Here is a 24,944-nt window from a genome sequence, read left to right on the forward strand (position 1 = left end):
TTACATGGTCAACATCAGCGTGGAAACCCCGGAACAGACCGATCGCCGCCTGCGCTCGGTCATCGCCGACGCCGAACTGGTGGTGCACGAGGGAAGCTGGCGGTTCCGGGAGACACCGCTCGACCGGCCGCCCGTGCTGGGGCCCGAGGTGCTGGCGGTGGTGCGCGACGAGAACACCTGGAGCAGCCTGGTTCCGGCCGGTGTCCCGGAGCCGGGCGTGGAGTACTTCGGGCTGGTGTCGTTCCACTTCCCGCCGGGGATCGACAACAGCGGGTTCGTCGGCTGGCTGGCCGGGCACCTCAAGGCGGAACTCGGCACCGGGGTGTTCGTGGTCTGCGGCTACAACTCCGCGCGCGGCGGGGTCTTCGATTACAACGGGTTCCCGATCGCGCTGCGCGACGAGGTGCTCGGCGTGATCCGTGCGCTGCGCGGGGAATCCTGACCGACGCGGAGAAGGCGACGGTAAGCGATCGGCTACGGTCGGTCCCGGTGAACGGAATAGAGAGTCGACCGCACACCGGCTCCACCCCCGGGGTGAGCCGATGAACTCGCCCAACAAGGGCCTGGCCGAACGGTCCCCGGAGAAGGCCGGTGCTTCCACGGTCTACCGGGCTCGCCGGGTTCTCGCGATCCGCGCGTTCCGGCGGTTGTGGGGTGTCACCTACCTGTGCAGCATCGCCGACTGGCTGGCGATCCTCGGCCTGGTCGGCTTGATCACCAAGCTCAGCCAGGGCTACACCGTGCAGGCCTTCGCTTTCAGCGGGGTCGTGCTCACCCAGCTGGTACCCGGTCTGCTCTTCGCGCCCCTCGGCGGGATCCTGGCCGACCGGTTCGACCGGCGGAAGATCATGATCGGCTGCGATCTGCTGCGGTGCGGGCTGATGCTGTCGATCGCGCTCGCCGGTTCGCCGCTGTGGCTGTTCCTCGGCTACTTCCTGGTCGGCCTGTGCTCCACGATGTGGATCCCGGCCAAGGACGCCGCGGTGCCGAACCTGCTGCGCCGCCCCGATCAGGTGGAGACCGCGAACCAGCTCGGTCTGGTGATGACCTACGGGGTCGCGGTGATCACCGGCGCGGGCCTGTACGCGCTGATCACCAGCCTGGACACCACGCTGCACCTGCCGGTCCCGTTCACCGACCTGGAACTGGCCAAGATCATCGTGGTGGTCAACGGCCTGCTCTACCTGGCCAGCGCGATCCTGGTCGCCACCCGGATCCCCGAGCTTTCGCTGCGTGACGTGCATCCGGCGCCTGGCGCGGGGACCGCCGCCGTGCGCGAGCCCGGCGCGGGGGCGCGGGGCATGGTGCGGGACGGGCTGCGGTTCGTCCGGGGCACTCCCCTGGTCCGCGGGCTGCTGATCGGCGCGGCCGGGGCCTTCGCCGCCGCCGGTGCGGTCGTCGGTTCGGCCCTGCCGTACGCGGTGAGCCTCGGCGGCGGCGACGGGACGTTCGCCATGCTGTTCGTCGCGGTCTTCCTCGGCCTGGCCGGTGGCATGGTCCTGCTGCCGAAACTGGCGCGCCGGTTGCCGCACGAACGGATCTTCGGCCTGGCGATCGTCGTCGCGGGCGCCGCGCTGGCGGTGGTGGCGATCGCCCCCGTGCTCGCGGTCGCGCTGCCCGCGGTCGCGGCGGTGGGCGCCGGAGCGGGCGGCGCGTTCCTGACCGGGGTGACGATCATCGGCACCCGGGTCGACGACGCGATCCGGGGACGGATCAACGCGCTCTACCAGTCGCTGTTGAAGGTGATCCTCGGCCTCGCGACGATCGCGGTGCCGCTGCTCGTCGGCTGGCTGCACCGGCCGGTGCTCCGGCTGGGCGGGCAGGAGATCGCCTTCGACGGCAGCCGTCCGGTGCTGCTCGGCGGCGCCCTGCTGGCGACGGTCCTCGGGCTGGTCGCCTACCGGCAGATGGATTCCCGGCGCGGGCAACCGATCCTCAGCGATCTGCGCCGCGTGCTCACCCTCCGGCCGCCCCGCACCAGCGGGCTGCTCATCGCGATCGAGGGCACCACGACCGTGGACACCGCGGGCCAGGCGACCAGGCTCGCGGAATGGCTCAGCGCGGGGCCGCGCAAGGTGGTGCTCGCGGCCGATCCGGCGCTCGACGACCCGCGGTGGCGCGGACTCTTGTCCAACCGCACGCTTTCCGGCGCGCGAGCCCGCGCGCTGGCCGCCGCGGCGGTGCGGGCGGAGACCGTGGAGCGCGCCGTCCGCCCGGCGCTGGACTCCGGCGCGATCGTGGTGATGGAACGGTTCGTGGATTCCCCGCTCGCGCAGTGGTCCGCCGCCGCGGGACTGGACCTGCGCGATCTCGAAGACCTCGCCGACTGGGCGACCAGCGTGCTGCGGCCCGACCTCACCGTGCTGCTCGACACCGCCGGGGAATCGGCGCCGCGGAACGAGCCCCGGGATTCGTGGACCGTGCCCGGCCTGCTCGCCGAACTGGCCGTCGCGAATCCGGATCGCTATATCGTGGTGGACGCCGACGGCACCGCGGACGAGGTGGCCGAGCGCGTGCGGACCGGCGTGCGCGCCGCGCTGGCGGACCTCGCGGGGAACTGAGCGCTCGTCATTTCCCGCTCTGCAACGCCTTCCACGTGTTGGCGCCCACGATGCCGTCCGCGCCGAGCCCCCGCGCGCCCTGGTAGCTCTTGACCGCCGCGGTCGTCTTCGGACCGAACTGGCCGTCCACGTTCAGGGCCGCGCCGACGGCCGCGTTGAGCGCCCGCTGCACCCGGGACACGGCCTCACCGGACGAACCGTCCTGGACCTGCGGCGTGGCGCCGCGCGACAGCAACGCGGTCCACGTGTGCGCGTCCACCACCCCGGTCGACGGCAGCCCGATCTTCGCCTGGAACTGCTTGGCGGCGCTCGTGGTCCCCGCGTCGAACGTGCCGCTCGGATCACCGGCCCCGGTGTCGTGACCGGCCGCCCGCAGCAGGCATTGCGCCGCCTTCACCTCGGGCCCGGCGGCCCCGCCGTCCAGCCGCGGGTAGGCGGCGAAGTCGAGCCGCACCCCGCCGCAGCCGCGCAGCCCGGCGACCAGATCCGCCGCGGCCCGCTGCCCCTTGGCCACCGCGTCCGCGTTGTCCTGGATCGGGGCGGCCTTGACCCCGGGGAAGACGATGTAGTCGACGACCTTGCCGGACACCCCGCCGGAGCGGGGATCGGGATTGATCCCGAGCGCCTTCGCCAGGGCGTAGGAACCTTCGCCGATCGCATCGTTCGGTCCCACGTCGCCCACCACCGCGTAGGCGACACGTCCCTGGTAGACCACCGCGGCCACGGTGCCGCCGGTGATCCCGGACCGGCTGCAGCTCCAGGTCGAACTGATGCCGGGCACCACGATGTACGGCAACTTCTCGGCGTTCAGCGGTTTCCCGTCCGACTGCGACCACGCGGTCTGGTTCTGCCAGGACGGATCGGTGGAGGCGTTGCACTTCTCGGTGCGCTGCCCGTCGCAGTCGACGGTCATCCCGGACCGCCAGTGCACGGCGTTCCCGGTGGCGCAGACCGGAATCGTGCGGGAACCACCACTGCGCTCGGCGTACTTGCCGTTCGAAACCTGCTGGGTGCAGCTCCGGACGGCACCGCTCAACTGCTCGCCGGTCGGCGGATCGGCCGCCGCGGCCCGGCCACCGACGAACAGTCCACTGAGGACGATCAGCAGCGCGGGAATGCACATTCGCCCGACAGAGCGGCTGATTACTGGAGTGGACCGCGAACTCGCTCCGGGGAACTCGCCGGCCGGAGGCCCCGCTATCGCGGCGGCAGGGCGCCCCACAGCAAGAAGTCGAGCGTGGCTCGCCAGGGAGCGCCCTGTCGACGTGATCGCGGAGCGAGTTCTCGGACGGGCACTGAAGTGCATGGCCAATCCCTACCGCAATCATCCGGCGTTGTCTGCGCCCAATAGCGAAAACGACTCGGGTCGAACGGAATGGCTCCGCGAATTTGGCGAAATGTTGGCGAATCAGCTGGCGCTGGACCAGTTCCGGGTCTGCGCCAGGGCGTGCTCCACGTCCTGGCTGAACCAGCGCATGGACAGGGCGTCGAACAGGTCCAGCGCGGCGCGGAGCGCGTGTTCCGCCTGGACCCAGCGGCCGGTACGGACGCACAGCCCGCCCAGGCTGCGCAGGGCGTACGCCTGGCCCCGGCGGTCGCCGAGCGCATCGAAGACCTCCCGGCAACGGTCCAGCGCGGCCGCCGCCTGGTCGTATTCGCGAAGCTGGGCGTGCAGGTCGGCGAGGCTGCGCAGCGAATAGGCGGCGGCGTGCCGGTGGCCGTGCTCGGTGAACAGTTCCAGCGAACGCTCCAGATTCCGCCGCGACTCGTCGAGTTCGCCGGTGTAGCGCCGCACTTCGCCGAGGCTGCGCAGCACGTGCGCCTCCCAGTGGGCGTCGCCGGTTTCGCGGGCTCCGGTCAGCGCCTCCGCCAGCAGCGCCGCCGCCCGCCCGTACCGGCCGGCCCGGCGCAGCACGTCGGCCAGGCGTTTCCGGGCGACGATCGCCCCGCGCCGGTCGCCCGAGGTGCGGTAGAGCCGCAGGGCCTCGGTGAACCGGACCTCGGCCTCGGCGAACTCGCCCGCGTCGTGCAGGATGCCGCCCAGCTGGTCCAGCGCGGCGGCCCGCACCCGGTCGTCCGCGGCGATCTCGAGCGCCTGGGCCAGCCGCTGCCGCGCTTCGCCCGCCCGGCCGGTTTCGGCGAGCACATCGGATTCGGTGATCAGGGTCCGCGCCAGCTGGTCACCGTCGCCGAGCAGGCGGAACCGGCGCACCGCCGCGTTCAGGTAACGCAGCGCGCTGGCCACCTGCGCCTGCTGCCAGCGCATCTCCCCCAGCCGCCGCAGGCTGGTCGCCTCCGCCCGCGCGTCACCCGAGCGCCGGGCCGCCCACGCGGCCAGCACGGTCACCTTGCGCGCCGACGCCGAGCCCGGCCGGACCCGCGCGACCTCGGCGAACGCGTCGGCCAGCCGCCACGCGCGGTCCCACCACCCCAGTTGGAGCGCGCCCCCGACAACGGCGAGCACGTTGTCCTCCTCGGCCGTGCACCAGAGCGCCGGGCGGCTCAGCGCCTCGGTCGCGGCACCGGTGAAGAAGTCGAGCATCCGGATCAGGGCCGGTCTCGCCTCCTCGGGCTCGGCCTTCTCCCGGGCGAACTCGGCGATCAGCTCGTGCGGCTGGTACCGGACCTCGCCGAAGTCGTCCCGCCCGCGCACCTGCAGCAACTGGGCCTCGACCAGCGCTTCGGCGACCTCGACGCCCGTCCGCGCGGGGACGTCGAGCAACCGCGCCATTCCGGTGCGGGAGATCGCGGGCAACCGCACCGCGCCCAGCAACCGCAGGGCCTGCCGGGTCTGGTCGGTGCATTCGGCGTAGCTGACCTCGATCGTCGCGCGCACGTCGAGGTCACCGGCCCGGAGTTCGGCCAGCCGGGACCGGCCCTCGCCGATCCTCGTCACGAGTTCGCCGACGGTCTCGTGCGGGCGCGCGGCGAGTTTCGCGCCGACGATCCGCACCGCGAGCGGCAGCCCCGCGCACAGCCGGAGCAGCCGCCGCGCGGCCGCGGGTTCGGCCGCCAGCCGCTCCGCCCCGCTGATCGCCGCCAGCAGCTGCCGGGCCTCGGCTTCGGCGAACGCCTCGACCGGGATGGTCCGCGCCCCGGCGAGCCCCAGCAGTCGCCGCCGCGAGGTGACCAGCACGCCGCAGCCCGCGCCGGCCGGGAGCAGGGCCCGGACCTGGGCCTCGCCGCGGGCGTCGTCGAGCAGCACCAGCACCCGGGCGTCCGCGGTGCGGGTCCGCCACAGCTGCTGGCGCTCGACGAAACCGTGCGGGATCGACTCCTCGGCCACGCCGAGGGCGAGCAGGAACCGGCGCAGCACCTCGGCGGGCTGACCGGGCTCCCCGGCGAGGTCGGCCACCACCTGACCGTCGGCGAACTCCCGCCGGACGAGGTGCGCCGCGTGCACCGCGAGGGTGCTCTTGCCGATCCCGCCGGGACCGCTGAGCGCGACCACCCGGGGCCCGGGCCCGGTCAGCGCGGCGTGCATGCGCTCGAGCAGGTCACCGCGGCCGGTGAAATCGGCGAGCCGCGCGGGCACCTGAGCGGGTCCCGCGGGCGGGAACCTGGCGGCGACGGTGAGCTCGGGCCGGATCCGGTCCCGCGCCTGGCACAGCCGGGCGCCCGGGGCGATCCCGGCCGCCTCGAGCGCGGCCCGCGTGGTCTCGAACGCGTCCCGGGCCTCCCGGTTGCGGCCCGCCTCGACGAGCGCCTCCACCAGCAGGGCCGCGAAGTTCTCCGCAGTGGCGTCCCGGTTGAGCTGTTCGGTGAGGCCGCCGATCACCTCGGTGACCTCGCCCAGCGCGAGGTCCACCTCGAACCGACGTTCCAGCGCGGCCAGCCGCCGCTGCTCGAGCATTCCGGCGTAACCGGCGAGCACCGGGCCGCGACCGGTGTCCTGCAGGGCCGCTCCCCGCCACAGCCCGAGGCCCGAGCGCAGCAGCTCGCTCGCCTCCCCCAGATCGCCCTGCGCGGCCGCGCGCTTGCCCGCGTCGGTCAGCCGGAGGAACTCGGCCGCGTCCAGTTCGCCTTCGGACAGAACCAGGGTGTAGCAGCCGTGCCGGGTGCGGACCACGTGGTCCGGGGAGCGCGCGGGCAGCTCGGGCCGGAGCAGTTTGCGCAGCGTGGAGACCCGGCCCTGGAGCACCGCGTCGCTGGTCCCGGGCGGGGTGCCGGACCACAGTTCACCGGCCAGCGTCTCGGTGGTCACCGGCTGGTTCGGCATGCTCAGCAGTGCCGCGAGCACGGTCCGGACCTGCCGTGGCCCGACCGGTGCCCCCGACACCAGCGTGGAACCGAGAATCCCGTACCGCACGTGCACCGCCGTGAGTTCGCGTTCTGTGCAGCACAGCATCGGGGCTTGTCGGCCGGAGCGCAAGCGACTCCGGCCGATTTACGCGGTTCACTCAGCTCACGGGCAAGGCCCCTCATCGGGCTTCGGACGGGTGCACTTGGCCCGGCTCCAGATCTTCGCGAAATTGTCGGCGAATCCACTGCTGAATTTCGTCATTGGTCCGCAACGCGGCGCCGGAAAGATTGTGCGAACCGCTGAACACGATCGACCGGCCCGGAGTCTCGTTGTAGTGCCCGCGGTAGCTCATGTACTTGGAGTGGATGCTGACCTTGCGGCCGTCGATGTTGTCGGCGTCGTTGTCCAGATAGCGTTTGAGCGCGATGTTCGGCTTGCCCTTGAGCTTCGCGAGGTTGTCCGGGCCCATCGCGTCGTAGACGATCCGGACCTGGCAGCCCAGCCGGGCGATCCGCACGATCTGGTCGACCACGACCGTGCGGCTGTCCGCGATGTTCGCCTGCGCGATGTCCAGCGAGCAGCCGGGTTCGGCCTTGGTGATGTACTTCAGCAACTGCGCGTAGGTGTCCGTGGCGAACTCTTCCGAGGTTCCGCCGCTGGAATCGGCACGCGGCGAAAGGTACGAGGTCACCAAACTGTCCGGCGATTTGTGGTACCCGCCGGAGTTGAAGTAGTCGTTGTTCTTGCGCTGCCCCAGCATGCGATCCATGTGCTGGTGGTAGTAGCCGTAGAGATCGGCGTCCCCGGACATGATGATCGCGTGGTTGAACAGGTTTCCCTGGGAATGCGTCAGGTTGTGCGAGGCGACCGCGACGACGTCCTTGCGCCCCTCGGTTTCGGAGAACATCCACAGCTTGTCGTGGTTGATCGAATGGGGTTTCCCGCGGTTGGCGATGCACGCGGTGTTGTCGCCACCGGGTCCGCAGAACACCAGCTTGGTGAGGTTCGCGCCCTTCAGGATCTTGGTCGGCTCGTTGGCCGGATCGTCGTCCGCGCCGCCGTCGATCGCGATGCGCACGCGCACCCCGCGCGCCTGCGCGCGTTTGACGGCTTCGGCCACCGGCGTCCGCGTCCACGTGTAGACCGAGAAGTTGATCTCGGACCCGGCCGGGGCGCCGTCGACCAGCCGCACCAGGCGGGCCTCGATGCGGTGGTCGCGGTCGCCGTTGTCCGCGGGTTCGTTGAACACCGTTTCCATGGCGACCGCCGCCACCGGCTCGGCGGCGAGCGCGGGCGTGAACGCCGAACTCGCCACCGCGGCGGTGGCGGCCAGAATCGTGAGTCTGCGGAACAATCGTCTGGTCACCCTTACCAGACAACCACATGAGCGCCGTCTACGGCCAGGGTTCGTTGCCTGCCAACGAAAACCCAAAACTGTCAAGCCTGGAAACGGATCGAACCGCGCAGCGCCGGGCCGGTCGGGCTGGTGCAGCGCTGTTCGAAGCTCGCCTCCAGCGCGGTGAGCCGGTTTTCGGCGTTCCGTTCGATCCACTCGATGGTGAACTCGGCGTAGGCGTCCCCGCAGCCGAGGCCGTTGGAGACGACCAGCACCCCCGGACTGTCCGGATGCGTCTCGCGGTTGCGCGCATCGCGGTAGACACCGGGCCGCAGCGGCACGCGTCCCGCCGCGTTCAGCTCCACCCGGACGTAGTCCCGGCCGCCGTCACGGGAACCGTCCATTTTGACGACGTTCCCGTACTCCCAGATGTCCACTTCCGCGTCGGAAGCTTCCCAGTGACCGCCGCGGTCCGTCACCGGAAACGCGCCCGGCTCCGCGACGAAGTCGAAACCCCCTTTTCAAAGCCACCCGGATAAGGCGGCACCGCCAATCCTTCCACGATCACTACAATTTCGCGGGTGACCAACGCCGCATACTTTTTCGACCGAACGGCCGAACGCTACGACGAGGACGGGTTCCACCACTTCGTCGCCGACCGGCTCGTCACCGGACTGAACGGGGTGCCTTCCCCGGAACTGGTGCTCGATGTCGCCACCGGCACCGGGGCCGCGGCGTTCGCGGCGGTGCGGCACCTGAACGCCCGGCGGGTCGTCGCCGTCGACATCGCACCGGCGATGATCGACCGCGCGGTCGCCCGGGCCGCCGAACACGATCCGGGCGGGGTGATCGCCTGGCAGGTCGCCCCGGCGGTCCCCGCACCCGTCGAACCCGCGAGCGCGGACGTCGTGCTGTGCGCCTCCTCGCTGCACTTCCTGGGCACCGCCGCGCTGGCGGACTGGTTGCGCGTCCTGCGCCCCGGCGGCCGGGCGGCCTACACCCTGCCGAACGCGGCCACTTTCGCCCCGTCCGGCGCGTTCGCCGATCTGGTCGCCCGCGACCTGACGATCCCGGCGGACACCACCGAGGCGGCCGCGACCGCGACGAACGCGGGCTTCACGAACGCCACCGCCACCCTCCTGAAAACCCCCGGCGACCACCCCCGCACCGCCTTCCTCGTCCACGCCACCGCCCCGTGACGTGCGAAGATGGCGTCATGCCCAAAGCACTGCACCTGACCGGCGACGCCGAAGCCGACAAGTTGCTCAGCAAGGACCCCTTCGCCCTGCTGACGGGGATGCTGCTCGATCAGCAGATCGCGATGGAGGTCGCGTTCATCGGCCCCCGGAAGATCGCCGACCGCATGGACGGCTTCGACGTCCGCAAGATCGCCGAAGCCGATCTCGACGAGTTCGTCGAGCTGTGCGTGACCCCTCCGGCGATCCACCGCTACGGCGGCTCCATGGCCCGGCGCGTGCACGCGCTCGCCCAGCACATCGTCGAGCACTACGACGGCAAGACCGACAAGATCTGGAAGGCGGGCAAGCCGGACGGCAACGAGGTCCTGAAACGCCTCAAGGCGTTGCCCGGCTACGGCGACCAGAAAGCCCGGATCTTCCTCGCGTTGCTCGGAAAGCAACGCGGCGTCCAGCCCGAGGGCTGGCGCGAGGCGGCCGGGGCCTACGGCGAGGAGGGGTCCCGCCGGTCGATCGCCGACGTGACCGACAAGGACACCCTGCAGGAGGTCCGCGACTTCAAGAAAGCCGCCAAGGCCGCCGCTAAGCAGGGTTGAGCGCGCGCACGAAGGCTTCGACCAGGTCCGGGTTTCCGGCCGGGTGGGTGTGCAGGTAGGACGCGTGCACGCCGTCGACCACGAAACCCTCGCCCTCGCGACCGCCGTCGCCGCGCCACCACCAGGCGGGGGTGGCACCGCAGGCCGGGGTGACCACGGTGTTGTGGAACTCGTGCCCGGTGCGCCGGGCGCCTTCGGGGCCGAGGACCGAACCGGTGGCGGCGACCGCGTCGCGGTAGTCCAGCCGCAGCGTGCCCGACATTTCCGCGTCCGCGTCCAGCACCCCGCACATCGGGCGGCCGTCGAGGCTGCGCACCAGGTACAGCAGGCCGCCGCATTCGGCGTGCACCGCGCCCCCGGACCGCGCGAACTCGGCAATCGAAGAACGCAGGGAAACGTTCGCGGACAAGGCTTCCGCGTGCTGTTCCGGGAAACCGCCGGGCAGCACCACGCCCCGGGTGCCCGGTGGGAGGGACTCGTCGCGCAGGGGATCGAACACCGCGACCCGCGCGCCGGCGGCGGCCAGCAGTTCCGAATGCTCCGCGTAGCCGAAGGTGAACGCCGGGCCCCCGGCGACGGCCACCACCGGCTCCCCCGAAACGAGCGTGACCTCCTCAACCGGGTTCCACGGCCGCACGGTCAACTCGGGGGCGCTCGCCGCGAGGCCGAGGACGGCGTCCAGGTCGACGTGCTCGGCGATCAGCGAGTGCATCGCGTCGATCGCCCCGGTCGCCTCCGGCCCGTGTTCGGCGGCGGTGACCAGGCCCAGGTGCCGGGACGGCAGCGAGACGAGCCCGGCGCGCGGCAACGCGCCGAGCAGGGGCAGCCCGGCCTGGGCGCACGCCTCGTCCAGCAGGCGCGCGTGCGCGGGTGACCCGATCCGGTTGGCGATCACCCCGGCCAGCCGGACCTCGGGGTCGAAACCCCGGAACCCGTGCAGCACCGCCGCGATGCTGCGGGCCTGCCCCCAGGCGTCCACCACCAGCACGACCGGCGCGTCCAGCAGTTTCGCCAGATGCGCGGTCGACCCGAAGTCCGCGTCGGCGCTGCGGCCGTCGAACATGCCCATCACGCCCTCGACCACGGCGATGTCGGCGCCCGCGGCCCCGTGCGCGAACAGCGGCGCGATCCGCTCCTCGCCGACCAGCACCGGATCCAGGTTCCGGCCGGGCCGCCCGGCGGCGAGCGTGTGGTAGCCGGGGTCGATGTAGTCCGGCCCCACCTTGAACGGCGCGACCACCCGGCCCCGCGCGCGCAGGGCGGCCATCAGCCCGGTGGCCACGGTCGTCTTGCCGCTCCCCGAAGCCGGGGCCGCGATCACGACCCGGTCAACCATCGGCGCCCACGGCCACCGCGACGCCCTCGGTTTCGCTCAACCCGGCCACCTCGCCGATGACGAACACCGCGGGCGGGACGATCCGCCGTTCGGCGCAGTCGGCGGCCAGGCTCGCCAGCGTCGACCGCAGCGTCCGCTGGGACGGGGTCGCGCCCTCCTGCACCACCAGCGCCGGGGTGGCCGGATCCTTGCCGCCGCGCATCAGGACGTCCGCGGTCTCGGCGATGTGCGTGACCCCCATCAGCACCACCAGCGTGCCGCGCAGCCGCGCCAGCGCCGCCCAGTCGACCAGGCTGTCCGGATGGCTCGGCGCCAGGTGCCCGGACACGATCGTCAGCTCGTGGGTCATCCGCCGGTGCGTCACCGGGACCCCGGCCAGCGCGGGCACCGCCAGCGCGCTGCTGACCCCGGGCACCACGGTCACCCGCAGCCCGGCCCGCGCGCACGCGGCGACCTCCTCGAACCCGCGGCCGAAGACGTACGGATCGCCGCCCTTGAGCCGCACCACGAACTTGCCCGCCCGCGCGCGGTCCACCAGCACCTCGTTGAGGTACTGCTGCGCCGCCGCGCGGCCGTACGGGATCTTCGCCGCGTCCACGATCTCGACCTGGTCGCCGAGTTCGGCGAGCAGTTCCAGCGGCGCCAGCCGGTCGATGACCACCACGTCCGCGGCCGCGAGCAGCCGCCGCCCGCGGACCGTGATGAGATCCGGATCGCCCGGACCGGCCCCGACCAGCGCCACGCCCGCGGCGGGCCGTTCCGCCGGGGGTGCGGAAGCCTCGGGCCAGCACGCCGAGCAGAACACGCGCCGCCGTTCGGCGGCTTCCGCGATCGCCGCGTTGGCCGCCGGATCCGGCAGCAGCGCGAACGCGAACCACACCTCGTCCAGGTCCGTCTCCCGCCATTCCCTTGGCTCCCAACGGATCCGCCCGGAGGTGGCGAGGGCCTCCACGGTCGGGCAGACCTCCGGCGCCACCACGGTGATCGCCGCCTCCGCCGCGAGCAGCCGCGCCAGTTCCCGCAGAACCCGCGCGCCACCACCGAAAACGGCCACCCGGCGGCCGGTCAGCAGGCCAGGTACGCCATTCAGCCCAGTCACACTCCCCCACTTTCGCCTCAGTGCCCGGCGGTGAACTCGATCCGGGATCGCCAGCGTCCCGCATCCGAGCCGGTCAGGCAACCTTCTTCGGTACCGCACAACGATCTTGGGGTGGCCGCGCGAAACCGGTAGGGTGGGCCGAGTGCCGACTCCCCGTCCTGCCGAAGACGTCCGACAGGACGCCTGCCCGGGCGCCCTCCGGCCGCACCAGGCGGCGGACGGCCTCCTCGTGCGGGTCCGGATTCCCGGCGGCCTGCTGCGGAGCGGGCAGCTGCGCGTGCTGGCCGGGCTCGCGGCCGAATTCGGCGACGGTGAGCTGGAACTCACCTCCCGGGCGAACGTGCAACTCCGCGCCCTGGACGAACGGTCCCTCGGCACGGTCGCGGACCGGCTGACCGGCGCCGGGCTGCTGCCCTCGGCCTCGCACGAACGCGTGCGCAACATCGTCGCCTCGCCGCTGAGCGGGCGCCGGGCGCCCGGCCGCTGGAACGTCGCGCCGGTGGTGGCCGAACTGGACCGGCGCCTGCGGGCCGAACCGGAGCTCGCCGGGCTGTCCGGCCGCTTCCTGTTCGCCCTCGACGACGGCACCGGCGACATCCTTCCCCTGCACGGAGATCTCGGTCTCTTTCCGGTCGACGCGGACACCGCCGCGCTCGTACTGTCCGGAAAGGACAGTCGGCTGCGGGTGCCGCGGACGGACGCGGTCACCGCGTTGCTCGCCGCGGCGCACGCCTTCCTGGCCGAACGGGCCGCCCAGTCCTCGGACGCGTGGCGGCTGGCCGGGCTCGAGGACGGTCCGGCGCGGGTGCGCGCCCGGCTGGAGCCCGATTTCCCGGCCGCCGACGCGGACTTCCCGGCCCCGGCGGGCGCGGACCGGCCGATCGGGCTGCTGGACGAGACCGGTGGCCGGGTTTCGCTCGGCGTGGTCGTCCCGCTCGGGCGGCTGACCGCGGCGCAGGCGAGCCTGCTGGACGAGACCGGCGAGGTCACGATCACCCCGTGGCGGTCGGTCGTGCTCGGCCACCTCGACCCCGCCGCGGCGGCGGGGCACGCGCGGGCGCTGGCCGAAGCGGGCCTGCCCGCCGATCCGGCTTCGGCGTGGGTGGGCGTGACCGCCTGCGCCGGGCGGCCGCGGTGCGCGAAATCGCTCGCCGACGTGCGCGCCGACGCGGCCCGCGTGGTCCGCGCGAGCGGCGTGGCCGGGCGGCCGGTGCACTGGGCGGGCTGCGCGCGGCGCTGCGGGAAGCCCGCGGGAGACGTGGTGGAAGTGCTGGCCACCGGGGAGGGGTACGAGGTGAACGGGCGCACGAGCGACTCGGCGGAACTGTCCGCCCTGGTCGCCCAGGCACGAGGGGCGGGCCGGTGATCGACCATCTGAAGGACGGCCCGGAGATCTACCGCCGGTCGTTCGCGACCATCCGCGCCGAGGCCGAGCTGGACCGCTTCCCGGCGGACGTGTCGCAGGTCGTGGTGCGGATGATCCACGCGTGCGGGATGGTCGACCTGGCGCCGGACGTGGCGTTCTCCCCCGGTGTGGTGGCCGCCGCGCGGGCGGCGCTGCGGGCCGGGGCCCCGGTGCTGTGCGACACGAACATGGTCGCCAGCGGGATCACCCGGCGCAGGCTCCCGGCGGACAACGAGATCCTGTGCACGCTGTCCGATCCGCGCGTGCCGGAACTGGCCGCTCGAATGGGCACCACCCGCACCGCGGCCGCGCTGGAACTGTGGCGCGACCGGCTCGGCGGCGCGGTGGTCGCCGTCGGCAACGCGCCGACCGCGCTGTTCCGGCTCCTCGAGCTGATCGAGGACGGCGCCGACCGGCCCGCCGCGGTGCTCGGCCTGCCGGTCGGGTTCATCGGCGCGGCCGAGTCCAAGCAGGCCCTCGCCGATCATCCGAGCGGTCTGGACCACCTCATCGTGCGGGGCCGCCGCGGCGGCAGCGCCATCACGGTGGCCGCCGTCAACGCGATCGCGAGCGAAGAAGAGTGAGCAAGACTGTGCCGAGTCGCGGCAACCAAAGCGACCACCACGCGCGCCCTGGCGACACGATCGCGGACGCGCGCGAAGCCGCGGAGGAGCGAGAATGACGGGGAAGCTTTCCGGTGTCGGCCTCGGGCCGGGGGACGCCGAACTGGTGACGGTGAAGGCCGCCCGCCTGATCTCCGAAGCCGACGTGGTCGCCTACCACAGCGCCCGGCACGGCCGCAGCATCGCGCGCGCGATCGCCGAACCGTACCTGCGCGAAGGCCAGATCGAAGAGGCGCTGATCTACCCGGTCACCACCGAGACCACCGACCACCCGGACGGTTACCGCGGGGCGATCGACGAGTTCTACGACGAGGCCGCCGCCCGGCTCGCCGCCCATCTGGACGCCGGGCGGAACGTGGTGGTGCTCGCCGAGGGCGATCCGTTCTTCTACGGCTCGTACATGCACATGCACAAGCGGCTCGCGCACCGGTACCCGGCCGAGGTGGTGCCCGGGGTGACCTCGGTCAGCGCCGCGTCGGCCGCCCTGGGCCGCCCGCTGGTGGAACGGGACGAGGTGCTCACCGTGCTGCCCGGCACGCTGGCGCCGGAGGAACTGGCGCGGCGGCTCGCGGACACCGACGCCGCCGCCGTGCTCAAACTCGGCCGCACGTTCCCGCCGGTGCGCGAGGCGTTCGAGGGCGCGGGCCGCCTCGGCGAGGGCTGGTACGTCGAACGCGCGACGAGCGACCGGGAGCGCACCGAACCGCTGGCCGACGTCGATCCGGACTCGGTGCCGTACTTCTCGCTGGCGCTGCTGCCCAGCCCGCTCAACGCGGACAACCCGCGCCCCGGCGCGGCGGTCGCGGCGCCGGAACGGGACCAGACCGGCGAGGTGGTCGTGGTCGGCCTCGGCCCGGCCGGCCGGGAATGGCTCACCCCGGAGGCGCAGGCCGCGCTCGCGCAGGCCGACGAGCTGGTCGGTTACAAGACCTACCTGAACCGGGTCCCGGTGAATCCGCGCCAGCGCAGGCACGCCTCGGACAACCGGGTCGAGTCCGAACGCGCCACCTTCGCCCTGGACCTGGCCCGGCGCGGCTCCCGGGTGGCCGTGGTCTCCTCCGGCGATCCGGGCGTGTTCGCGATGGCCGCCGCGGTGCTCGAGGTGGCCTGCGAACCGGAGTACCGGGCCGTTCCGGTGCGCGTGCTGCCCGGGCTGACCGCCGCGAACGCCGTGGCCAGCCGGGTCGGCGCGCCGCTCGGCCACGACTACTGCGTGCTGTCCCTTTCGGACCGGTTGAAACCGTGGGACGTCATCGAGAAACGCCTGGGCGCGGCGGCCGAGGCGGATCTGGCGATCGCGATCTACAACCCGGCCTCGCGCACCCGCACCTGGCAGGTCGAGGCGGCCCGCGACCTGCTGCTGAAGCATCGGGATCCGGACACCCCGGTGGTCATCGGCCGCGATGTCGGCGGCCCGGAGGAAACCGTGAAGGTGGTCCGGCTGGCCGATCTCCAACCGTCCGAAGTGGACATGCGGTGCCTGCTGCTGATCGGTTCGTCGATGACCCGCGCCGAGGAGCGCGACGGCGCGGGCGTGGTGTTCACGCCTCGCCGGTACCCGCCGGACTAGCCCGGCCAGAATGGGGGAATTCGCGTGGTTCTGAGGTCTCCCCGGCTGGCGGTGGCCGGGTTCGATCCCGAGGTGGTCGGCGCGGTCGTCGGCGGGCTCGCCGGTTACCTGGCGCGCTGGGACATCCAGGTGCACGTCTACGCCGCGACCGCCGAGGCGGCGGACCGGCTGCGCGGCGGGGATCCCGGGCGCGGCATCGCGGGCGCGCTCGCCGATCTGGCCGGGCAGCCCTGGCGCGCGGTGACCAACTGGGCGGCCGCGGCCAACGGCGGTGACCTGACCGTCCTGGCCCTCACCGCGTCCCCGGATCTCGGCGGGCTGTCCGCGGACGAACTGGACGTCGTGCGGGCGACCGAGACGCCGGTCGTGCTCGCGGTGTCCCCCGCCGAGCGGGCCGCGGTCGATCCGGGCACCTTCGAGTTCGTCGGTTTCCTGGTCGCGGACCACGGTTCCCTCGCGTTCGAGCCGGTGGACACGGCCCCGGTGCCCACCGACGAACTGGCCGGGGACGGGCTCGGCCCGGAGGCGGTGACCCGCGCCGGTGCGCTGCTGGTCCTGGCCCACCGCGCACCCGATCTCGAACCGGTCGCCGAAGCCGCCGAGAACCCCGATCCCGGCGTCGAGCGCCTGCGGCCGCTGCATCCCGGTGGCACGCGGCCCGCCGGGCGGACGCTGATGATCTCCGGCACGCACAGTTCCGCCGGGAAGACGTTCCTGGTCACCGCGTTCGCCCGCTACTTCGCCGATCGCGGGCTGACCGTCGCGCCCTTCAAGGGCCAGAACATGTCCAACAACGCGCGCGTGGTGGACGGCGGCGAAATCGGTGTCGCGCAGTACATCCAGGCGCTCGCGGCCCGGCAGGTCCCGGACGTGCGGATGAACCCGGTGCTGATCAAGCCGCAGGACCGGCGCAGCCACGTGCTCGTCCTCGGCCGGTACGACGCCGCCCTGTCCGCGCTCCCGTGGCGGCTGCGGAAACCGCCGTCCTGGCCCGCGGTCAGCCGCGCGCTGCGGGACCTGCGCGACGAATACGACCTGGTGGTCATGGAAGGCGCGGGCAGCCCCGCGGAACCCGGCCAGTACCACAACGACATCGTGAACATGCGGGTGGCGCGCGAAGTCGGGGCGCCGGTCCTGCTGGCCACCGACGGCGCGCGCGGCGGCGGCATCGCGCACTGCTACGGCACCTGGCAGATCCTGCCCGCCGAGGATCGCGCGCTGCTCCAGGGTTTCATCATCAACCGGTTCTTCGCCAAGGGCAATCCGGTGATGCTGCGGCCCGGCCGGAACCAGTTGGAACGGCTGACCGCGCTGCCCACTCTCGGCGTGATCCCGGAGGTGCCGTACACGCTGCCGGAAGAGGATTCCTACAGCTTGGTCCACCGCACTTCCGGCACCGGGCTCAAGGTCGCGGTCGTGGCCTACCCCAGCATGTCGAACTTCGACGAGTTCACCCCGCTCACGACCTCCGGCGCGGCCGAGGTCACCTGGGCCCGCCAACCGGCCGATCTGTCCGATGTGGACTTGCTGATCCTGCCCGGGGCCAAGGACGTCCCGGCGTCCGCGCGCTGGCTGGACGAAACCGGCCTCGACCGCGCGATCCGGGCGTACGCGCGGTCGGGCAAGCGGCTGCTGGCGATCTGCGGCGGCCTGCAGCTCGTCGGCGAGACGTTCACCGACGCCGCCGAGGTCGAGGGCACCGGCCAGGGGCTGGGCGTGCTGGCGCTGAACACGGTCTACGAGGCCGACAAGATCCAGCGGCACGGCCGGTTCACCTTCGGCCGCCTGGACGGCCCGTGGCAGGGCCTGTCTGAGTACACAGTGGACGGTTACGAGATCCGCCACGGCCGCACCGATTCGATCTCCGAACGGGAGATCGTCGAGGGCGGCGTGGGTTTCGTGCGGCACAACGTGCTCGCCGTGTACTTCCACGGCCTGTTCGAGAACGCGAACGCCCTCGAGGCGATCCTCGGCGTGCGCCTGGATCCCCGGCAGGAACTGGAACACACCTTCGACGCACTCGCCGACACCCTGGCCACCCACCTGGACATGGCCGCCATCGAACGCATCGTATTCGGCTGAAAAACACCCGAAAGTGGCAGCATTTTCGGGTTTCGGCGTGGGGGTGGAAATTCCGATTCTGTCAGGGGCGACTGCAACAATGGGCCTCCCTTGCACAGAGAGGTCCCCGCGTTGTCCGGAAAGAGCAATCCCAATCGGCAGAAGCGCCGCCTGGGGCGCAAGCTCCGCGAGATGCGCGAGCGCGCGGACATGACCCTGAACCAAGCCGCGGCCAGGCTGGACAAGACCCGCACCAGCCTACACCGCATCGAGGTCGGCGAGACGCTGGCGGATGTGCACCTGATCCGCACCATGATGGACATCTACGACCAGCGCGACGACAGCCTGCTCGACCTCTCCCGGGCGGCACGGAAGAAAGGGTGGTGGTACGCCTACCTCGGCCCCACCAACGAACCCAGCTATGTCGAAGACGAAGCCGCAGCCACTCACGTTGTCACCTTCGAGGTAATCACGATCCCCGGACTGTTGCAGACCGAGGAATACACTCGCGCTCTCTTCGCCGGTTTTCCCAGCGCCTTGCGGGAGTCGAAGGTCGACGACTTGGTGACCGTGCGACGCATTCGCCAGGAACGCCTGTCCACCACGGAAAGCCCGCTGCACTTGCACGCCGTGATCGATGAGTCGGCTCTACGCCGGATGGTGGGTGGGCGCGAAGTGATGCGGGACCAGCTACGGCGGCTCATCGCCATGGCCAGCCTGCCGACCGTGACACTCCAGGTGCTCCCGGCAAGCGTCGGCGCACATGCCGCCATAAACGGCGCGTTCACCGTGTTGAGCTTCCCCGAACCCGATGAGCCCGATGTGCGATACGTGGATCATGAAGGCGGCACCTCGCGGATCGACAAACCCGATCGGGTGAAAAAGACTAGACTGGTATTCGATCACCTATGTGCGACGGCTCTGACCCCGGAGGAGTCGATCCGCTCGCTCGAGGAGGTGATCGCCGAACTCTAAGGCCCCGAAGGGAGCGGCAATGCCAGCAGCCACCGAGCTGACCACCGCGGTATGGCGCAAGAGCAGCCGATCCGGTCCCGTCTCCGATCAGCAGAATTGCGTCGAGGTGGCGTTCGTCGAGCCCGCGGTCGCCGTCCGGGACTCCAAGCGACCCGAGTGCGGCGCGCTGGTCTGCACCGGCACGGCGTGGCGGGCGTTTCTGCGCAGCGTCGCCGAGTGACGGGGTCGTGAGCGTTCAGGCCGGTTAGAACCGGCCGCACCACGCACGACCTCAGCCGCGCGGGGTCCGCCAACCGGTTCAGGTACGCGGCCACGTCCGGGCTGACCCCCCGCGGGCTCGGGCTAGGCCCCGAAGGGAGTGGCAATGCCGACAGCCGCCGAACTGACCACCGCGGTATGGCGCAAGAGCAGCCGATCCGGCGGAGTATCCGATCAGCAGAATTGCGTCGAGGTGGCGTTCGTCGAGCCCGCGGTCGCCGTCCGGGACTCCAAGCGACCCGAGTGCGGCGCGCTGGTCTGCACCGGCACGGCGTGGCGGGCGTTTCTGCGCAGCGTCGCCGAGTGACCTCAGCCGCGCGGCGCCCACGGCACGTCCGGAACCCCGGCGACGTGGTTGACATACCGCGCCACCACGAACAGCAGGTCCGCCAACCGGTTCAGGTAGGCGGGCACGTCCGGGCTGACCCCCTCGGCCTCGGCGCGGGTCAGCGCGGCCACCCGGCGCTCGGCGCGGCGGCACACCGCCCGGGCCACGTGCAGCTGCGCCGCGGCCACCGTGCCGCCGGGCAGGATGAAGTTCTTCAGCTCCGGGTTCCGGCCGTCGAGTTCGTCGATCACGGTTTCCAGGTGGCTGGTCTCGTCACCGGTCAGCCGGGGCACCGAGGCCCCGGATCCGGTGCGCTCGGGCGCCATCAGCTCGCTGCCCACCACGAACAACGTGTTCTGCACGGTCGCGAGGACCTCGGCCACCTCCGGCGGCAGGTCGCCGGTCGCGGCGAGGCCGATCGCCGCGTTGCACTCGTCGACCGTGCCGATGGCCTCCATCCGCGCCTCGTCCTTGCCGATGCGCTTGCCACCCCAGATCCCGGTCTCCCCGGTGTCTCCCTTGCGCGTGTAGACCTTCATCGGCACCTTTCCTCAATCGGCCACAGCTGGCGGCTCAGAACTTGCCGGGCGTCGGTCAGCGACGGGCCGTACCAGGTGAGGCTGCGCCCGTTCACCAGCCGGGCGGCGGCGCCGAACTCCTCGGGGCCGTCGTCCGGGCCGAACTCGTACGGTTCGTCGGGCAGCACCACCAGATCCGGGTTCGCCGCCCGGATCTCGTCCAGCGACATGTGCGGGTACCGGCCCTCGTGTCCCGCGAAAATGTTCTCCACCCCGAGCCGCCGCAGCAGATCGGTGGTGAAGTTGTCCCGCCCGACCACCATCCACGGGTCCCGCCACACGCAGATCACCGCCCTGGCCACCGGTTCGGGCGGCGCGCCGCCCAGTTCCCGGCGCGCGGTGACCAGCCAGTCCGGCTCCGGCACCCCGAGCGCGAGCGCGAACAGCCGCTCCAGCGAACGCAGCGCGGTGTCCACGTCCTCGACCACGGTGACCCACACCGGGATCCCCGCGGCCACCAGCCGCTCGTGGTCGAGTTTGCGGTTCTCTTCCTTGTTCAGCACCACCAGATCGGGCGCCAGCTCGACGATGCGGCGCACGTTGGGATTCTTCGTGCCGCGCAGGCGTTCCACCTCGAGGCCGGGCGGGTGCGTGCACCAGGTCGTCGCGCCGATCAGGAGTTCCGGCGCGGTCGCGGCCACGGCGTCGGTGAGCGAAGGCACCAGCGACACCACCCGCCGCACCTCGCGCGGGATGCCGACGGTGTACGACATGTCGTCCACCTCGGTACGGACAGCGGCCACGCCGGTGATCGTACCCATCGGGCCGCCGGTTCGGTTAGCCTCACGATCATGGGCGAGCCGGTGGTGACCGTGACCGGGATCGGCGCGGACGGCTGGGCCGGGCTGAGTCCCGCCGCCCGCGAGGCCGTGCTCGCCGCCGAAGTGATCCTCGGCGGTCCCCGCCAGCTCGAGCTGCTGCCGGACGAGGTGCGCGGTGAGCGGGTGAGCTGGCCGTCCCCGATGCTGCCCGCACTGCCCGGGCTGCTCGCCGAACACGCCGGCCGGGAGCTGTGCGTGCTGGCCAGCGGCGACCCGATGGTCTTCGGCGTGGGCGCGACCCTGGCCCGGCTCACCGGGCCCGAACGGCTCCGCGTGCTGCCGCACCCGTCGTCGATCTCGCTGGCCTGCGCGCGGCTGGGCTGGCCGGTGGACGGGCTCGAGGTGGTCAGCGTGGTCGGGCGGCCGCTGGAGACCCTGCACGCCGCGCTCACCCCGGGCCGCCGGATCCTGGTGCTCAGCGCGGACGGGAGCACCCCGGCCGCGGTCGCCGGACTGCTGGTCGCCCGGGGTTACGGGGAAAGCGCGCTCACCGTCCTGGAACAGCTCGGCGGCCCGGCCGAACGGGTGCTCACCGGCACCGCGGCGGACTGGCCGCACGGCGAAACCGACGCGCTCAACGTGATCGCGATCGACTGCGTCGCCGCGCCCGGCACCCCGCTGCTCACCCGCACCCCCGGCCTGCCCGATGACGCCTTCGAAAGCGACGGGCAGCTCACCAAGCGCGAGGTGCGCGCGCTGACCGTGTCGGCGCTCAACCCCGCGCCCGGTCAGCTGCTGTGGGACGTGGGCGCCGGGGCCGGGAGCATCGCGATCGAATGGCTGCGCAGCCACCCCTCGTGCCGGGCGATCGCCGTCGAGCACCGCGCGGACCGCGTGGAACGGATCGAACGCAACGCGGCCGCGCTCGGCGTGCCCGCGTTGCGGATCGTGCCGGGCCGCGCGCCGGACGTGCTGTCCGGGCTCGAACCGCCGGACGCGATCTTCGTCGGCGGCGGGAGCACCACCTCCGGCGTGCTCCCGGCGTGCTGGGACGCGCTGCGGCCGGGCGGGCGGCTGGTGGTGAACGCGGTGACCGTGCAGGGTGAGGCCGTGGTCGCCGACTGGCACGCGCGGATCGGCGGCGACCTGGTCCGCATCGCGATCAGCCGGGCGGCCCCGGTGGGCGGTTTCACCGGCTGGCGGCCGATGATGCCGATCACCCAGTGGGCGATCACCAAGAAGAGCTAGGGGGAATTGCGCATGGTCGTGCATTTCATCGGGGCCGGGCCGGGAGCGGCGGACCTGATCACCGTCCGCGGGCAGGCGCTCATCGCGTCCTCGCCGGTCTGCCTGTACGCGGGCAGCCTGGTGCCGCCGGAACTGCTGGACCACTGCCCGCCCGGCGCGCGGAAGGTGGACACCGCGAACCTGAACCTGGACCAGATCGTCGCCGAACTCGTCGCCGCGCACCGGGCCGGGAAGGACGTGGCCCGGCTGCATTCCGGGGACCCGTCGGTGTACAGCGCGGTGGCCGAACAGCAGCGCAGGCTGGACGCCGAGGGCGTGCCCTACGACGTGGTCCCGGGCGTTCCGGCGTTCGCGGCCGCGGCGGCGTCGCTGCGGCGGGAGCTGACCGTGCCGGAGGTGTCCCAGTCGGTGGTGCTGACCCGGATTTCCGCGCGGGCCACCCCGATGCCGGCGAAGGAGACGCTGGACACCCTCGCGGCGAGCGAGGCGACGATGGTGCTGCACCTTGCCGTGCAACGGATCGAGCAGGTGGTCGCCGAACTCGTGCCGCGGTACGGCGCCGACTGCCCGGTGGCCGTGGTGGCCCGCGCGAGCCGCCCGGACGAGGTCGTGCTGCGCGGCACCCTGGCCGACATCGCCGGGCAGGTGGCCGAGGCGGGCATCGTGCGCACCGCGGTGATCGTGGTCGGGCGCGCGCTCGCCGCCGCGCAGTTCCCGGACAGCCACCTGTACTCCAGTTCACGCTGCCGGACCTGAATCCGTGGGAGACTGCGCGGTATGCGGAAGATCCTCATCATCGGCATCGGGGCGGGCGATCCCGAGCACCTGACCATCCAGGCGATCAACCGGCTCAACGAAGTCGACGTGTTCTTCTTGCTGGACAAGGGAGACGCGAAGAAGGATCTGGTCGACGCGCGGCGGGAGATCCTGGACCGCTACGTCGAGAAACCGGACTACCGCGTGGTGCAGGCGGTCGACGCCGACCGGGACCGCACCCCGGAGAACTACGTGGCCACCGTGGCCGAATGGCACCAGCGCCGGGCCGATCTCTACGAACGCCTGATCCGCGACGAGGTCGGCGAGGACGGCGTCGGCGGCATCCTCGCCTGGGGCGATCCGACCTTGTACGACAACACGATCGCGGTGATCGAACAGGTGCGGCAGCGCGGGAACGTGGCGTTCGAGTACGCGGTGATTCCCGGGATCAGCAGCGTTTCCGCGCTCGTCGCCGCGCACCGCACGAGCATCAACCAGATCGGCAAACCGGTGCACATCACCACCGGGCGGCGGCTCGCGGCGGACGGGTTCCCGCCGGACGTGGACGACGTGGTGGTGATGCTCGACTCGCACTGCGCGTTCACCACGCTCGAAGACACCGACCTCGACATCTACTGGGGCGCCTACGTCGGCTCGCCCGACGAGATCACCGTCGCCGGACCGCTGACCGAGGTCGGGGCGAAGATCCCGCCCCTGCGCGCGGAAGCCCGCGAACGCAAGGGCTGGGTCATGGACACCTACCTCCTCCGCCGCCGCCGGTCGTGAGTGTTCAGGCCGGTTCCAACCGGCCTGAACACTCACGACCTAAGTGCAAACGGTGAGCACCTTTCCCAGGCGCCGCATGCCTTCGGCGATCTCGTCCGGGGTGTGCGTGGTGAACGACAACCGCAGCGTCGCCGGATCGGGATCGTCGACGTAGAACGGCGTCCCCGGCACGAACGCGACGTCGTGCTCCAGCGCCGCGGGCAGCAGGCTCGCCGCGTCCGCGCCGTCCGGCAGCCGGACCCACACGAACATGCCGCCGTCCGGATCGGTCCACGTGGTTCCCGGCGGGGTGACCTCGGGCAGCGCGGCGAGCATCGCGTCCCGGCGTTCGGAGTACGCGCCGCGCAGCGTCCGGATGTGCGCGTCCAGGTCGGCGGCCGCCAGGTAGGCGGCGGCAGCGGCCTGGTCGACCGTGGAGGTGTGCAGGTCACCGGCCTGCTTGAGCACCGACAGCGCGCCGCGGATCTCCTCCGGGGCGCGCAGCCAGCCCAGCCGCATCCCCGGGGAGCCGATCTTCGAGAAACTCCCGAGGTGGAGGGTCCGGTCGGCGGCCGCGGGCCGCGCGGCGAGCGGCGCGAGCGGTTCGCCGCGGTACCGGAGTTCGCCGTACGGATCGTCCTCGACGAGCCAGAACCCGTGTGCCGCGGCCAGTTCGGCGACGGCCCGGCGCCGGGGTTCGGTGAGCGTGCGGCCGGTCGGGTTGGAGAACGTCGGCACCAGGTAGAGCAGGGTCGGCCGCTCGCGTCCGGCGATCCGGGCGAGCGCCGCCGGATCGATCCCGTCGTCGTCCCCGGGCACCGCGACCACCCGCGCCCCGGCGAGCTGGAAGCTCTGCAACGCGGAGAGGTAGACCGGTTCCTCGACGAGCACGACCGCGCCCGGATCGAGCAGGGCCCCGGCGATCAGCGTGAGCGCCTGCTGGGAGCCGGTGGTGACCAGCAGTTCGGCGGGTGAGGTCGGCAGTCCGCGGCCGGTGAGCCGCCGGGCGAGGTGCTCGCGCAGCGCGGGATTCCCCTCGGTCGGCGAGTACTGCAGGCTGCGGCTCTCGGCCAGCGCGCGGTCGAACGCCGCCCGCAGCCCGTCGAGGTCGAAGAGTTCGGGGGCGGGCAGGCCACCGGCGAACGAGATCACCCCGGGCCGCGCGGTGAGCGCGAGCAGGTCGCGCACGGGTGAGCTGGTGACCCCGGCCATCCGGCGGGCGGGCGCGGGCACGGGTGAGGACATGGCG

23 protein-coding genes are annotated in these 24,944 nt (G+C 72.3%); 14 read left to right on the forward strand and 9 right to left on the reverse strand.

Features of this window, described 5'->3' with window-relative positions:
- Positions 1-4 precede the first annotated feature (4 nt).
- Together FXO23_RS04300 and FXO23_RS04305 are read left to right on the forward strand one after the other, a co-directional pair.
- Positions 5-442, forward strand: a complete 438-nt coding sequence (locus FXO23_RS04300; protein ID WP_158881003.1) for a DUF6196 family protein — start codon at positions 5-7, stop codon at positions 440-442.
- Between the two features lie 100 nt (positions 443-542).
- The gene (locus FXO23_RS04305) at positions 543-2,561 is read left to right on the forward strand and encodes a bifunctional MFS transporter/dTMP kinase (protein ID WP_158881005.1); all 2,019 of its coding nucleotides are present in this window, start codon (positions 543-545) and stop codon (positions 2,559-2,561) included.
- A gap of 7 nt (positions 2,562-2,568) precedes the next feature.
- Here the strand turns inward: FXO23_RS04305 and FXO23_RS04310 are convergent, their stop codons facing one another.
- The 4 genes from FXO23_RS04310 to FXO23_RS04325 all read right to left on the reverse strand — a co-directional run bounded on the left by FXO23_RS04310 (position 2,569) and on the right by FXO23_RS04325 (position 8,619).
- Positions 2,569-3,684: a peptidoglycan-binding protein gene (locus FXO23_RS04310; protein ID WP_158881007.1), complete on the reverse strand. Its 1,116-nt coding sequence runs from the start codon at positions 3,682-3,684 to the stop codon at positions 2,569-2,571.
- Between the two features lie 285 nt (positions 3,685-3,969).
- Entirely contained in the window at positions 3,970-6,909 is a 2,940-nt protein-coding gene (locus FXO23_RS04315; protein WP_158881009.1) for an ATP-binding protein, read from the reverse strand.
- Between the two features lie 73 nt (positions 6,910-6,982).
- A complete protein-coding gene (locus tag FXO23_RS04320; protein ID WP_246256897.1) occupies positions 6,983-8,170 on the reverse strand; it encodes a phospholipase D-like domain-containing protein in 1,188 nt (395 codons plus the stop codon).
- Between the two features lie 71 nt (positions 8,171-8,241).
- On the reverse strand, positions 8,242-8,619 hold the full coding sequence (locus tag FXO23_RS04325; protein ID WP_158881011.1) for a hypothetical protein: 378 nt from the start codon (positions 8,617-8,619) through the stop codon (positions 8,242-8,244).
- A 102-nt stretch (positions 8,620-8,721) separates the two neighbouring features.
- Between FXO23_RS04325 and FXO23_RS04330 the strand changes: the two genes are divergently transcribed.
- Both FXO23_RS04330 and FXO23_RS04335 read left to right on the forward strand, forming a co-directional pair.
- Positions 8,722-9,339: a class I SAM-dependent methyltransferase gene (locus FXO23_RS04330; RefSeq protein WP_246256899.1), complete on the forward strand. Its 618-nt coding sequence runs from the start codon at positions 8,722-8,724 to the stop codon at positions 9,337-9,339.
- A gap of 17 nt (positions 9,340-9,356) precedes the next feature.
- Positions 9,357-9,932 carry an HhH-GPD-type base excision DNA repair protein gene (locus FXO23_RS04335; RefSeq protein ID WP_158881013.1) on the forward strand — a complete coding sequence of 192 codons (576 nt, stop codon included), beginning with the start codon at positions 9,357-9,359 and terminating at the stop codon, positions 9,930-9,932.
- Here FXO23_RS04335 and FXO23_RS04340 read toward each other — a convergent pair.
- On the reverse strand, positions 9,919-11,268 hold the full coding sequence (locus FXO23_RS04340; protein ID WP_158881015.1) for a cobyrinic acid a,c-diamide synthase CobB: 1,350 nt from the start codon (positions 11,266-11,268) through the stop codon (positions 9,919-9,921). The two genes, FXO23_RS04335 and FXO23_RS04340, sit on opposite strands and share 14 nt — an antisense overlap.
- Entirely contained in the window at positions 11,261-12,367 is a 1,107-nt protein-coding gene (gene cobA, locus FXO23_RS04345) for a uroporphyrinogen-III C-methyltransferase (protein WP_158881017.1), read from the reverse strand. The genes FXO23_RS04340 and cobA overlap by 8 nt, the downstream gene beginning before the upstream one ends.
- A 142-nt stretch (positions 12,368-12,509) precedes the next feature.
- Between cobA and FXO23_RS04350 the strand changes: the two genes are divergently transcribed.
- From FXO23_RS04350 to FXO23_RS04380, 7 genes are all read left to right on the forward strand, one after another.
- Positions 12,510-13,733 carry a precorrin-3B synthase gene (locus FXO23_RS04350; RefSeq protein WP_158881019.1) on the forward strand — a complete coding sequence of 408 codons (1,224 nt, stop codon included), beginning with the start codon at positions 12,510-12,512 and terminating at the stop codon, positions 13,731-13,733.
- Positions 13,730-14,356, forward strand: a complete 627-nt coding sequence (locus FXO23_RS04355) for a precorrin-8X methylmutase (protein ID WP_158881021.1) — start codon at positions 13,730-13,732, stop codon at positions 14,354-14,356. The genes FXO23_RS04350 and FXO23_RS04355 overlap by 4 nt, the downstream gene beginning before the upstream one ends.
- Positions 14,357-14,450: 94 nt before the next feature.
- Positions 14,451-15,965, forward strand: coding sequence for a precorrin-2 C(20)-methyltransferase (locus FXO23_RS04360; RefSeq protein WP_158881023.1), 1,515 nt, complete (start codon positions 14,451-14,453; stop codon positions 15,963-15,965).
- Positions 15,966-15,989: 24 nt separating this feature from the next.
- The gene (locus tag FXO23_RS04365) at positions 15,990-18,047 is read left to right on the forward strand and encodes a cobyric acid synthase (RefSeq protein ID WP_218951895.1); all 2,058 of its coding nucleotides are present in this window, start codon (positions 15,990-15,992) and stop codon (positions 18,045-18,047) included.
- 111 nt (positions 18,048-18,158) lie between these two features.
- Positions 18,159-19,001 (forward strand): helix-turn-helix domain-containing protein, encoded by an 843-nt coding sequence (locus FXO23_RS04370; protein ID WP_246256901.1) that lies wholly within the window; start codon positions 18,159-18,161, stop codon positions 18,999-19,001.
- 19 nt (positions 19,002-19,020) lie between these two features.
- Entirely contained in the window at positions 19,021-19,221 is a 201-nt protein-coding gene (locus tag FXO23_RS04375) for a DUF397 domain-containing protein (protein WP_158881027.1), read from the forward strand.
- Between the two features lie 144 nt (positions 19,222-19,365).
- Positions 19,366-19,566, forward strand: coding sequence for a DUF397 domain-containing protein (locus FXO23_RS04380; protein WP_158881029.1), 201 nt, complete (start codon positions 19,366-19,368; stop codon positions 19,564-19,566).
- 2 nt (positions 19,567-19,568) lie between these two features.
- Here the strand turns inward: FXO23_RS04380 and FXO23_RS04385 are convergent, their stop codons facing one another.
- A complete protein-coding gene (locus FXO23_RS04385) occupies positions 19,569-20,126 on the reverse strand; it encodes a cob(I)yrinic acid a,c-diamide adenosyltransferase (protein ID WP_158881031.1) in 558 nt (185 codons plus the stop codon).
- On the reverse strand, positions 20,123-20,908 hold the full coding sequence (locus tag FXO23_RS04390; RefSeq protein ID WP_343034449.1) for a helical backbone metal receptor: 786 nt from the start codon (positions 20,906-20,908) through the stop codon (positions 20,123-20,125). Before FXO23_RS04390 ends, FXO23_RS04385 begins: the two co-directional genes overlap by 4 nt.
- Before the next feature lie 48 nt (positions 20,909-20,956).
- Here FXO23_RS04390 and cbiE point away from each other — a divergent pair, with 48 nt between their 5' ends.
- The 3 genes from cbiE to cobF are packed head-to-tail and all read left to right on the forward strand — an operon-like array spanning position 20,957 to position 23,716.
- On the forward strand, positions 20,957-22,174 hold the full coding sequence (gene cbiE, locus FXO23_RS04395) for a precorrin-6y C5,15-methyltransferase (decarboxylating) subunit CbiE (protein WP_158881033.1): 1,218 nt from the start codon (positions 20,957-20,959) through the stop codon (positions 22,172-22,174).
- Positions 22,175-22,186: 12 nt separating this feature from the next.
- On the forward strand, positions 22,187-22,930 hold the full coding sequence (gene cobM, locus FXO23_RS04400; RefSeq protein ID WP_158881035.1) for a precorrin-4 C(11)-methyltransferase: 744 nt from the start codon (positions 22,187-22,189) through the stop codon (positions 22,928-22,930).
- Positions 22,931-22,951: 21 nt separating this feature from the next.
- Positions 22,952-23,716: a precorrin-6A synthase (deacetylating) gene (gene cobF / locus FXO23_RS04405; RefSeq protein ID WP_158881037.1), complete on the forward strand. Its 765-nt coding sequence runs from the start codon at positions 22,952-22,954 to the stop codon at positions 23,714-23,716.
- 39 nt (positions 23,717-23,755) lie between these two features.
- On the opposite strand, the gene FXO23_RS04410 is transcribed toward cobF, so the two are convergent.
- Positions 23,756-24,940: an aminotransferase-like domain-containing protein gene (locus FXO23_RS04410; RefSeq protein WP_246256903.1), complete on the reverse strand. Its 1,185-nt coding sequence runs from the start codon at positions 24,938-24,940 to the stop codon at positions 23,756-23,758.
- Positions 24,941-24,944: the final 4 nt, after the last annotated feature.

The sequence above is a fragment of the Amycolatopsis anabasis genome, from assembly GCF_009765355.1.
Taxonomy (GTDB): Bacteria; Actinomycetota; Actinomycetes; order Mycobacteriales; family Pseudonocardiaceae; genus Amycolatopsis; species Amycolatopsis anabasis.